Annotated in this window: 10 protein-coding genes; 4 read left to right on the plus strand and 6 right to left on the minus strand. The window is 57.6% G+C overall.

Going from position 1 to position 11776, the window contains the following annotated elements:
• Positions 1-26: 26 nt before the first annotated feature.
• The 5 genes from ACXADZ_RS03235 to leuB all read right to left on the minus strand — a co-directional run bounded on the left by ACXADZ_RS03235 (position 27) and on the right by leuB (position 7274).
• Positions 27-1562, minus strand: a complete 1536-nt coding sequence (locus ACXADZ_RS03235; RefSeq protein WP_475192635.1) for a trimethylamine methyltransferase family protein — start codon at positions 1560-1562, stop codon at positions 27-29.
• Entirely contained in the window at positions 1549-2895 is a 1347-nt protein-coding gene (locus tag ACXADZ_RS03240) for an MmgE/PrpD family protein (protein WP_475192636.1), read from the minus strand. Before ACXADZ_RS03240 ends, ACXADZ_RS03235 begins: the two co-directional genes overlap by 14 nt.
• 166 nt (positions 2896-3061) lie before the next feature.
• Positions 3062-4543 carry an aldehyde dehydrogenase gene (locus ACXADZ_RS03245; protein ID WP_475192638.1) on the minus strand — a complete coding sequence of 494 codons (1482 nt, stop codon included), beginning with the start codon at positions 4541-4543 and terminating at the stop codon, positions 3062-3064.
• Positions 4540-6192 carry a GMC family oxidoreductase gene (locus ACXADZ_RS03250; protein WP_475192641.1) on the minus strand — a complete coding sequence of 551 codons (1653 nt, stop codon included), beginning with the start codon at positions 6190-6192 and terminating at the stop codon, positions 4540-4542. The genes ACXADZ_RS03245 and ACXADZ_RS03250 overlap by 4 nt, the downstream gene beginning before the upstream one ends.
• A complete protein-coding gene (gene leuB / locus ACXADZ_RS03255; protein WP_475192642.1) occupies positions 6189-7274 on the minus strand; it encodes a 3-isopropylmalate dehydrogenase in 1086 nt (361 codons plus the stop codon). Before leuB ends, ACXADZ_RS03250 begins: the two co-directional genes overlap by 4 nt.
• 99 nt (positions 7275-7373) lie before the next feature.
• Between leuB and ACXADZ_RS03260 the strand changes: the two genes are divergently transcribed.
• Positions 7374-8267 carry a LysR substrate-binding domain-containing protein gene (locus tag ACXADZ_RS03260; RefSeq protein ID WP_475192644.1) on the plus strand — a complete coding sequence of 298 codons (894 nt, stop codon included), beginning with the start codon at positions 7374-7376 and terminating at the stop codon, positions 8265-8267.
• A 182-nt stretch (positions 8268-8449) separates the two neighbouring features.
• On the opposite strand, the gene ACXADZ_RS03265 is transcribed toward ACXADZ_RS03260, so the two are convergent.
• Positions 8450-9658, minus strand: a complete 1209-nt coding sequence (locus ACXADZ_RS03265; protein ID WP_475192645.1) for a zinc ABC transporter substrate-binding protein — start codon at positions 9656-9658, stop codon at positions 8450-8452.
• Positions 9659-9715: 57 nt separating this feature from the next.
• Between ACXADZ_RS03265 and ACXADZ_RS03270 the strand changes: the two genes are divergently transcribed.
• From ACXADZ_RS03270 to ACXADZ_RS03280, 3 genes are read left to right on the plus strand one after another with little or no spacing between them, the layout of a single operon-like run.
• The gene (locus ACXADZ_RS03270) at positions 9716-10228 is read left to right on the plus strand and encodes a transcriptional repressor (RefSeq protein ID WP_171648513.1); all 513 of its coding nucleotides are present in this window, start codon (positions 9716-9718) and stop codon (positions 10226-10228) included.
• 2 nt (positions 10229-10230) lie between these two features.
• The gene (locus ACXADZ_RS03275) at positions 10231-10977 is read left to right on the plus strand and encodes a metal ABC transporter ATP-binding protein (RefSeq protein WP_475192646.1); all 747 of its coding nucleotides are present in this window, start codon (positions 10231-10233) and stop codon (positions 10975-10977) included.
• Positions 10977-11774: a metal ABC transporter permease gene (locus tag ACXADZ_RS03280; RefSeq protein ID WP_475192648.1), complete on the plus strand. Its 798-nt coding sequence runs from the start codon at positions 10977-10979 to the stop codon at positions 11772-11774. The genes ACXADZ_RS03275 and ACXADZ_RS03280 overlap by 1 nt, the downstream gene beginning before the upstream one ends.
• The last annotated feature ends 2 nt before the right edge of the window (positions 11775-11776 follow it).

An 11776-nucleotide genomic window follows, 5' to 3' on the forward strand; every position in this document is an offset into this window, starting at 1 on the left:
AGTTGGGCCTAAGAGTTTCACTAAAGTTACCGCAGGTCCCTTATGGGAAAATGTTGCCGTATCGCCTTGTCTATGTCTTTGGGGATATGTGTAGGGCTTGGATTGGCAAGCAGTTCTTGGGTGCGCAGTCGGGCCCGTTCTAGGACATCTTTATCAGGTGCCTCAGACCACTCCTGCGGTGTTCTGCGGTCCGCCATCGCCGGGTAGAAATAGTCGCTTTCCATTCGGTTTATGGTCTGCGCGTGACCCAAAAAGTGCCCCGGTCCTCCGACGCAAACATCGCGGATGGTTTCAAGTGACAATGTGTCTTCCGATACTTCGAACCCGCGGGTCGCCCGCATCACTGAACCAATGAGGTCATTGTCCAATACGAAACTTTCGAGCGATGCGCCAAGAAGCGAACCGTACATTCCTGCCGCTTCGTAGACCAGATTTGCGCCAGCAAGTGAGGCCAGAAGTTCCGTGTATCCCTTTTCGTACCCAGCTTGAAAATCAGGGAGTTTGCTGTCGGTCATGCCAGCGCTGACAGCGCATGGGATATCATAGTGGCGCGCCATTTGTGCGCAGGCGGCCATCAGCAAACCTTGCTCGGCGGACCCTCCGGACATGGCCCCGGTCCGCAGATCACTGACAAATGGCAACGCTCCGAAAGTGGCTGGGTGACCGGGGTTCAGTAGGTTGACATAGACAATCCCGGCCAGGACCTCGGCGGTTTGTTGCGCCACGGCCCCGGCCAATGGGGCCGGGCTGGTCGCACCAGCCTGACCGGCCGAGACAAGCTTGAGCGGAATACCGTGCCGTGCCGCACATTCGATCACACCAAGTGCTTCTTCGGCGAATGTCAGCGGCGGGACGACAAAGCAGGTGGACACGCAAACCGGCGGTCGTGCACGCAAGGCATCGGGCCCGCCCATGAGAAGGGCAAGCATTCTGACAGCCTCTTCCATGACGTCCGGCGATCCAAAAGACGTACCTGTGGGTTTGCTTGTTCCTTTCAGACAGGCGTAGAGCGTATTGAGGTCCATTTCACGCGGGTCCGCAATGTCACGCGCGACAACAGTGCGTTGGAACATATGGATGTTCGGCAGTTGTTCAGCCAAACGCGCCATGTCGTATAGGTCGCGCAGAGTTGTGTCGCGTATTTTGCCTGTTTGACTGTCTATCATGTGGACGGCAGCACCCGATGTGCCGAAATGCGTGCGCGACGAAGAGGGGTCGATGTCATTTGCGGGATACAGACCGCAGAGTTTGAAGCCGCGGCCTGCAATCTGAAGGGTCTTTCGAACCATTGCCTCAGGAAACAACAAACGCCCGTCATCCGTCAGGGACCCACCTGCTGAACATAGTGTTTCGATGCATCGCGGCGTCGCGCCTTTCACGCCAATTTCCTCGAGAATACGCATGGCAGTATGATCGACCAATTCAATCTCAGCCTGGGTGAGGGGCGCATATTGCCCGCCCTCAATTCCAGGCCAGATCGCGCGTGTCGGCCCAGACCCGGCCCCATCGTTTCTCGCTTGGTGTCGCGCCGCACGGCCACCTGATCGTCTACGCTGGTTCATTTGAATATCCCTTAAAGAACGTGGCACTGTCCTGTGCATCAGGCCATGCAAGAAGGTCGCTGAATGCGCGTTCCGGTTGTCCTGTGAGCGCGGTGTATTTTGAGGCCAGTTGGGAGTTGGTCATCGGGTTCTGCGATGCGCCAAGCGGGAAAGCGCAGGCTTCCGAAACTGCGCTCCCGTCATTAAATTCTATGCGCAGCAAGTCGGGTTGATCGGGGTCATAGTTGAGGTTCGGGTTTCGTGCGGGTTCGGCTGTCACACGCGTTAGTTGGATCAACCTTGAAACAGCAGGTGATTTCCAGAACGCGTCTTCGCTGTCTGCAAGCGTAAGGTTGCCCGAGGCCAGAATTTGACCGACGCAAGCTGGGACTGAAAACAAGGCTTCCGCGCGTGACGTGGGGTGATTGAACGGCAATATCTCGGCGTGGAAATCGGGCAAGCGGGTATCAATCGCGGTGATGTCCCAAAGCCTTCCGTTAACCGCTGGGCGCAGGTTTGCCGCTGCGGTCATCAGCCGATGTGTATACCCGCAAGAGGGCCAGGGTTTAAGGACAAGGCCATATTCACCCAAAGCCCAAGGCGATCCCATTTTGTCCATCGCGGCGTTAAATACCGATGGATCGTAGTTTCCTTGAAGCCCGGCGAAGCCTCGCGCGTGATCCAGAACGTGCGGTTGCCCCGTGACGCCTTGCGCTGCCAACACAGCTGCTTCCAAGCCATTCCGTGCCGCCCATCCGGCTTGCAACGGTTTTGCATTTGACCCGAATTGCAGCGTGTAGCCTGACGCTGTCGAGGTTGCCAATGACAGGGCGTGCGCAGTCTGATCCGCCGATAGGGCCAGCAGGCGCGATACCGCCCCGGCAACGCCGATCGTGCCCAATGTAGCCGTGGAATGGAACCCACGCGCATAGTGATCCAAGCTCACGGCTTCGCCAAGGCGCATGATGATTTCGGCGCCGACTGCATAAGCCGCCAACAGCTCTGCCCCGGTGGTGCGGCGAAACGTACTGGCCGCGAGAAGGGCGGGCAGCAACACCACGGTAGGATGCGTGTTCCCCGGCTCCTCCCAATCATCCAGATCCCACGCATGACCAGCGATCGCATTGATCTGAGCGGCAAAGAGCGCGCTCAGGGTCTGGTTCGTGCCAAATAGCGGGCAGGGGCCTGCGCCAAACCTGCCCAGGGCCCGGGTCGCGCGCATGGCAACTTCGCTTGTCGACCCGGCGAGGATGCATCCAAAGCAGTCGGCGATTGCCGGGGCAATCACTTCGCGTAGATCAGGCGGGGGAACTGCATGCGCTGCAAACTGCCCCAGCCGGGAAATTGCGGTCATGAAACTGCACCCAGAGTAGCCTGAAACCTAGCCTTTTCCCCCGCACATATCCGCATGGTGAGCAGCGGCCCAAGAACCGCAGCGGCACGGATATGTTGTGTTAATCTGCTGCCGTCGCCGAAAGTGCCCTTCATGTCATTCTTCCTCTGCTGCGCAACACTGTCGTTCATGCAAACGGATCAGGCTGATGGGGATCTGTGGAGAGCCAGACAGATTTGGTTTGTAAGAAGCATCGCATCCCGTCCCAGCCGTTTTCGCGCCCATAGCCGGACTGTTTGTACCCCCCGACTGGAGATTGGGTCGCCGCATTAAAGTAGTTGTTGATGTACACAGTGCCGGCTTCGATCCGGTCGGCCATCCGCATCGCTTTGGCCACGTCGCGGGTCCAGATGCCCGCAGCAAGACCGTAGGGCGTATCGTTGGCGGTTCGGATCACATCTTTTTCGTTTTCCCAGCTCTCAGTGCTGACAACGGGTCCAAATACCTCGGACTGCGCAAGTTTTGCGTCGTTCGGTACGTCGGCAAAAATGGTTGGGCCGATGTAATAGCCTTCGGATCGACAGGCCGTTCTGCCGTCAAGCAACAGCTTGTGCCCGGCGATTTCAGCGTCTGCTATGTGCTGCAGGACGCGCTGGTAATGAGGTTTGTTGGCTATGGGGCCGATCTGTGTGGCTGGATCCAGCGGGTCGCCGACACGGGCTTTTGCGACCGTTTCAACTAGCTTTTCCGAGAACGCATCAATGATGTCCCGATGCACCAAAAGGCGCGACCCTGCTATGCAGCTTTGCCCAGCCGGTGGGAAAATCCCCGACGCCACTCCATTGACGGCCAGATCAAGATCGGCATCCGGCAACACGATCTGAGGTGACTTTCCTCCCAATTCCATTACCACGGGTTTTACGCCCTTGGCTGCGGCAACGGCGGCCGCGCGCCCGCCGGATGTGCCGCCTGTAAAGCTGACCATGCGCACGTCAGGATGTTCGATCATGGGTTGGGCCGTTGTCGCACCATATCCTGTGACAACATTCAACACGCCGGGCGGCAAATCCGCTTCCAGTAAAACCGCCATCAATTCCAGGGTCGAGCAACTGGATTGCTCGGATGGCTTCATCACCACCGTATTGCCTGCCGCCAGACACGGGGCGAGCTTCCAGAACAGAGTGCCCAGAGGCGAATTCCAGGGCAGCACCTGCGCCACGACGCCGAACGGTTCATATTTTACATAATTGTGGATGTTCGAAGCCTCGGCAGGGGTAACGCGACCCTCGAATTTGTCGCACATACCGGCGTAGTAATGGAAACTGTCCACCAGCCACGCACCCTTTCGTAAACCGGGCGTGATCATCGAAGGCAATTTGCCGTTGTCGCGGGTTTCGACCTGACCCAACCTGTCGGCATGGCGGGAAATCACGTCTCCCATTCTCCGTAAAACGCGACCCCGCTCTGCAGGTTGCATCCGCCCCCAAGGCCCATCGTAATAGGCCGATTTCGCGGCGGCGACTGCAAGCTCCACGTCCAACTGACGACAATCGGGTACTCTGGCCCAGACCTTACCAGTGGCCGGGTTTTCGCTGTCGATATAGCTGCCACTGAAAGGCTCACGCCATGTATTGCCAGCAAAGAATTTGAAGGTTCGGATGTCACTCATTGGTCGTGCTCCATCGGGTATTCGGCCGCAAGCGGGGGGCGGCCAAGGATCATGTCGGCAGCTTTCTCGGCCATCATAACGACCGTTGCATAAAGATTGCCTGTGATCTGGCGTGGCATGGCAGAGGCATCGCAAACACGCAGCCCCTCAATCCCGTGCACGCGGAGCTCATTATCTAAAACCTCGCCCATTCGGGATGTGCATGCAGGATGGTGGCCTGTGTAAGCGGTGTTTCGAATTGCCTGTTCGATCTCGGCATCGGTTCTGGCGTTTTTCCAAACGCCGAGCTCTTCTGTGACGAGTTTGGCAATCGGGTTATGCCCTATGATCTCGCGCATGACCTCAACGCCCCGCCGCAGGACGTCGATATCGTGGGGGTCGGAAAAATAGTTGGGGTCAATCAGCGGATGCTTCCGCGGATCTTTACAGGCCAATCGAACAGATCCTTCTGATCGCGGACGTTCGAGATTGATATCGATCTGAACGCCGGGCCGCGCCATCTTGCGCCCCCTTACCAACAACCTGCGCCCCAAGCGCTGTAGCAAGGGTACATCTTCCCGCGCGCCGTTTCCCAGGTTTTCCTCGACAACCATTGGCGTCATGAAAACCTCGAGCTCGGGTAACATCGGATCCTCAAAAGCGTGGAACAAAACCGTAGAGAAGAACGCACCACCTCCGGGGCCGCCGCCATTCAACAGCCAGTGGAGCATCAATTTCATAGCATGATCGAGGCGCTGATATCTGGCGTGGCTCAGGTCATGCCGCGTTGATCCCCATTGCATTGAAACATCCGGGTGGTCAGACAAATGCGCACCGACCGAAGGCAGGTCGGCCACCACCTTGATCCCATGAGAGCGCAAGTGATCTGCCGGACCGATCCCCGACAGCATCAAAAGCTGCGGTGTTCCAAAAGCACCCTGACAACAGATCACTTCGCGTTCGGCTTCGATTACTTCACCCGCAAGCGTTTCAATCCCTGTTGCCCTGCCGCCTCGTGTCACGATCCGCGCGATATGAGTTCCGGTTCGAATTGTCAGGTTTGGCGGCGTTTTTCGAAGGTAGGAAATTGCTGCAGATTGCCTGACGCCGTTGCTGACCGTGCTGTCATTCCGGGCTACACCAGTCCTTTCAGACCCGTTGAAGTCACTGGTTTTACGGTGCCCTGCGCAGATCGCTGCGTCGATAAAGGCTTGGTCCATTGGGCCAAAATTGCGCGCGGGTTCGGTCTTGAGAGGTCCGTCTGTGCCATGCCAGGCATCACGCCGGTCACGTGACCCTTCGGAGCGACGAAAATAAGGAAGAACCTCGGCGAAACTCCAACCGGGTTGTTGCCAAGCGTCATAATCGGCGGCAACACCACGCATATAGATCATGCCGTTGACAATCGACGACCCGCCAAGCGCTTTGCCGCGTGGATAGTAAATTGACCGACCGTTCAAACCCACCTGAGGGACCGACACATATCCCCAATCGAGTTTGGGATTGCCAAAGACAAACCCGTTTCCTGCGGGCATTTGAATAAAAAGATCACGTCCGCGACCGCCTGCCTCAACCAGACAGACCGACACGTCGCGCTCTTCGGCCAGTCGCGCAGCCAGCACGCACCCGGCCGAACCTCCCCCGGCGATCACATAGTCGAACGCGCTCATCCGGTGAGCCTTTCAAGGATCGCTCGCGTCACCTCAGACCCAGTGGCGGAACCGCCAATATCGGGCGTCCTGATGCCGTCTTTCAGGGTGGCGTCTGTTGCCGCTTCCACTTTGGTTTCGAACTCCGGAAGTCCAAAACTGTAGGTGAACATCATCGCGACAGACAAGATTGTCCCTATTGGGTTTGCGATGCCTTGGCCTGCTATATCTGGGGCTGATCCGGCGGTGCTTTCGTAAATTCCAAAGACCGGTCCTTGATCCGGGTTGGCCGACAGGCAGGCAGAAGGCAGCATACCCAACGAACCGGCATAAACCGCCGACAGGTCGCTGAGAATGTCGCCCAGTTGGTTGCAGCTCAGGATCACGTCGAAATCATGTGGCCGCATCATCAGCTGATAGGCGCAATTGTCCGCAAACATGTTCTCGAACACGACATCCGGATAGTCGCGGGACACTTCCGTCACGACCTCGCGCCAGAGTTTGTAGCTTTCCATGACGTTGGATTTGTCGCAGCTGACAAGTCTGCCGCGCCTTTGCCGGGCCAGCTGAAATCCCCCATGCGCGAAGCGCGCCACTTCGGCCTCGTCATAGGCGGTCAGGTCATAGCCTTGCCGCAGCCCCCCTACGTCGCGTCGTCCACGTTCGGTTGCAAACATGGCGCCGCCACACATTTCACGCAGGATCAGGACATCGGTCTGGTGTGCCAGATTTTCGCGAAACGGGGTTCTGCCCAGCAAAGGTGCCCGGGCACGTGCCGGGCGCAAACCCAGATAGGTTTGCAAATGATGACGCAAATACATCAGCCCGTCCTGGCATTCGGCGCCTCCGGGGACGCGGATGTTATCCCATTGGGGTCCGCCTACAGCGCCGATCAGAACAGCATCTGATATGCGTGCCTGCTGTAGAACGTCGTCGGTACAAAATGTCTGATGCGCTTCCCACGCCGCGCCGTGAAGCAGCCCGTGTGTGACCTCAACCTCGATCCCGGCAAGGGCTGCAAGCTGCTGAACGGTCTGCAACCCGTAGGTCAGGATTTCCGGGCCAATGCCATCTCCACCAAGCGCCAGAATACGTTTCTGCAAGACCTGTTCCCCTCGCGTTGTCCCCAGCATCATTTCGCGGTTGAAAATTTGAGGAAAGACGGAAACGATGAATGGAATACATTCACCTGAGGAATGATTGTGACGCGGCCGATCCCTCTTCACCAGATCAATGCATTCGATGCATCAGCGCGACATCTAAGTTTTTCGCGGGCCGCGCGGGAACTGAACGTCCAGCAGCCAGCGATCAGCCGTCAGATCGCCGCCCTTGAAGCAGAGCTGGGTACGCAGCTATTCCTTCGAAGTAAGCCGAAACTGACTTTAACCGAGGACGGAGCCCTTCTGGCCAAAGCCGTAGGCGCAGGTTTCGAGGCGATCCGAGACGGGTTTGAAGCGTTGCAGAGCCGTTACGCGGTTGACACCTTGAAGGTCAGTGCGAGTATCGGCTTCACTAGCCACTATCTGCTGCCAAGGCTGGCCGAGTTTCAGGCCACCTTTCCGGATGTCAAACTTCAGGTCATGACGCGAGATCAGAACGACGATTTCGATCCAAACGCCTGCGATGTCGTTATTCTGTTCGGGGAAGGGGGACTGGCGCAAACCGTAAGCGGTTTGATTTTCAAGGAAAGCATGATCGCCGTGTGCCATCCTGATCTGTTGGACAACCGTGCGCCCTTCGATTTGCAATCGCTGTCGGAACAGAAACTACTGCACCTCAACAGCGCGGATCATCGTGGCGACTGGAATCGTTTCTTCGCCGGAACTGGGCTTGTTATTTCGCAACCGCCACCTCATGACACGTATGTCAGTTACATGGTTTACCTGCGCGCGATTTTGAACGGGCTCGGCGTTGGAATCGGCTGGTCTCCCTTGATGCGTGAATACCTTGCAAGTGGATCGCTGGTACGCGCTTGCGATCATGAGCGCGAGACGTCACGAGGGTACTTTTGTTCGGTTACCCCATCGGGCTCTGGCAAGGCTGGCGCCGCACAGTTTTTGGACTGGATTGTGCAATCGGATCGCAACACAAGCTGACTTTTGCGCGGTTTGTGTTGCAGCAAAGACCGACAGCGATTGATTGCGCGCCTTTTTTGAACCGGGTGTTGACGTGATTGTTTGAGCGCCCGGGGTAACGCTGTCACCCAACTGAAATACTCGCAAAAAGCGTTACCCCGGGCTGCAAGCAGCCCGACCTTGGCCGGGCTGAAACGACAGATTCAGAGGCACTCGGCCAGGGATTTCGCCAGACTACGAATGACATTTGGATAAAGATCGACACCCGGTTCCAGATTGGATCCCAGCGGATCAATCACGCTGGTTTTTGCCTCGACGCCACCCATGACGCTTTCAACGATGCCCGGATTGAACTGAGGTTCCGTCAATACGCAGTCGATACCTTCATCGCGGATACGCCCTTGAACTTCCGCAATGCGCGCTGGGCTGGGGTCGGACGCATCACCGATCGAAATTGCGCCCGAGGCGGGGAAGTCGAAGGCGTCCTCAAAATACTGGTAGGCGTCGTGGAACACGATGAAGCTGCCGCCCCGCACAGGGTCCAAGGTTTCGGCCACTTCAGCAGACAGCGCAGCCATTTCTTCGCGCGCAGCTGCGGCGTTGGCAAAATAGGTGCCAGCATTTTCAGGGTCCGCCGCAGACAGCTGCGCCGCGATCACATTCAGCCAGGTTTCTGCATTTGCCGGTGACAGCCAGGCATGGGGGTCATGGTCGCCATGGGCGTGCCCTTCGTGGCCATGGTCGTCGTGATCATCATGGTCATCCTTGGCGTGATCGTCATGATCGTGCTCGTCATGATCCTCATGATCTTGCCCATCTTCTTCGGCATGATCTTCGTGGCCGTGATCGTCGTGATCATCATGCCCGTCGTGGTCCGCATGTTCTTCGTGATCATGGTCGTCATCTTTGGCATGATCGTCATGATCGTGCCCATCTTCTTTGGCGTGATCATCATGGTCGTGATCATCGCCGTGGTCGTGATCGTCGTGATCCTTGTCTTCGGCGTGGTCGTCGTGGTCATGATCGTCTTCGTCCCCGTGATCATGCGCCTCGAACAGAGCGTTTTCGCGGAAATCGAGAAGAACAGTACCGTCGGCCTCCAGCATGGATGTGACGGTTGCACCGTCGGCCAGCGTATTGATCGCATTCTCCATCCATGGCGTCAGATCTTCGCCCATCCAGAACACAAGATCGGCCTCTTGCAGCGCTGCGGCTTCAGACGGGCGAAGGTTGTATTCATGCGGCGAAGCACCTGGTGCAACGATCAGGTCCGGGGTTCCGACGCCGTCCATAACACGGGCGACCAGCGAATGGACCGGTGCAATATCAACCGCAACATTTGGTGCGTCCGCAAGGGCCGTTCCACCCATCAATGCAGCTGTGATCGACAATGGAAGAAGCTTTCTGGACATCAGACCCTCTGTGTGATTTTATAACGTTGCGAGTGGCAATACATGATATGAAATAACATGACAAGTGATGCACGCCCTGTACCGGCCAAAGACACGGCTCCGGTAGGGTTTCAAGAACATGACCATCAGACATGCGTCGAGACGGCCCTGGCCTCGGCAGAAGCGCGGTGTGCGGCTGAAGGGCTGCGCCTGACGCCAGTGCGCCGCAAGGTTCTTGAAATGCTGCTGCAAGAGCATCGCGCGATTGGCGCTTACGGAATTCTGGACCGACTTCGCGATGAAGGTTTTGGCTCACAGCCGCCCGTTGCGTATCGCGCGTTGGATTTTCTGGTGCAGAACGGATTTGTCCACAAGATCGAGCGGTTGAATGCGTTTGTGGCGTGCTCGCATCCGGGGCAGTCGCATTCTCCGGCGTTCATGATCTGTAGAAAGTGTGATGCCGTGGCCGAAGCGCAATCAGCCCCGGCTAAAGGTGTTCTGGGCGCCGCCGCACGCGCGGCGGGTTTCGAGATTGAACGTACGGTTGTGGAAGCCGAGGGTCTCTGCCCCGACTGCACCGAAAAGGCATAAAGATGGCCTTGATCACCGTTGAAAACCTCAGCGTGCGCTATGGGGCGCATACCGTGCTGAGTCGTGTGGACATGGCCGTCGAACCGGGTGAAATCGTCACCATCGTCGGTCCCAATGGTTCGGGAAAAACCAGCTTGCTGCGGGCCATTATCGGTGCGACGCGTCCGTCTTCTGGGCAAGTGTCCCTGAAGCCAGGCCTGAAGATTGGGTATGTACCTCAGAAGCTGCATGTCGACCCGACTTTGCCCATTTCCGTCGAACGGTTTATGCGCCTGACCGACCGTGTGTCGCACAAGCAGTGTGTTGCAGCGCTGGAAACTGCCGGTGTGCCGGATCTGTTGCACCGCCAGATGTCTCAGTTGTCCGGTGGACAGTTCCAAAGGGTACTGCTGGCGCGGGCGTTGATCAACCGGCCTGACATTCTGTTGCTGGACGAGGCGACCCAGGGGCTGGATCAACGTGGGTCAGCCAGCTTCTATCAACAGATTGAGTCGGTGCGCCGTGAAACCGGATGTGCCATCCTGATGATCAGCCACGAATTGCACGTGGTCATGAGCGCCTCGGACAGAGTGATTTGCCTCAATGGACATGTCTGTTGCGAAGGCTCTCCGGCGGTTGTGGCGTCGGCACCGGAATACAGGGCCCTGTTTGGCACGGGCACCGGTGGTGCGCTGGCGCTGTACCGGCACGAGCATGACCACAATCACGATCATGATCATGACCACCCACCCAAAGAAGCGGCAGAATAATGCTTGATGATTTCATGACTCGCGCGACGCTCGCCGGTGTCGGCGTGGCCTTTGCGGCAGCCCCTCTTGGGTGTTTCGTCGTGTGGCGGCGCATGGCGTATTTTGGGGATGCAACGGCGCATGCCGCGATTCTGGGCGTGGCGTTGTCGCTGACCTTTCAGATATCGATCTTCACCGGCGCACTGGCCGTTGCGTTGATCATGGCGCTGACCGTGACCCTGTTGGCCGGTCGCGGTTATGCGATGGATACCCTATTGGGCGTTCTGGCGCATTCTGCCCTGGCGTTTGGATTGGTGGCTGTGTCGTTCCTGTCCGGTGTACGCATCGATTTGATGGCGTATCTGTTCGGGGATATTCTGGCAGTCTCCCGTTCGGACCTCATCGTGATCTGGGGCGGTGCGGCGTTGGTTGTTGCGCTGATCACCTGGCGCTGGTCGCAGCTGTTGACGGCCACTCTGAACGAAGAACTGGCTTATGCCAGTGGCTTTGATCCTAAGCGAGAGCAGTTGATCCTGACACTGTCCCTGGCTGTCACCGTGGCAGTGGCGATCAAAGTTGTGGGCGTTCTGCTGATTGCGGCCATGCTAATCATTCCGGCCGCAGCGGCCCGCAACTTGGCGCGTTCACCCGAGTCCATGGCCCTGATTGCCGCCGGGATCGGCGCGTTTTCAGCCGTTGCAGGGCTAAGAGCGGCTTATGTTTTTGACACCCCTGCGGGACCATCGATTGTCTGTGTGGCGGCAGTTTTGTTTGCCTGCCTCAGCATCCTTGGATGGAAATCCCAAGGCAGGGTATAAAG

This window comes from Ruegeria sp. ABM4_193, assembly GCF_056158705.1.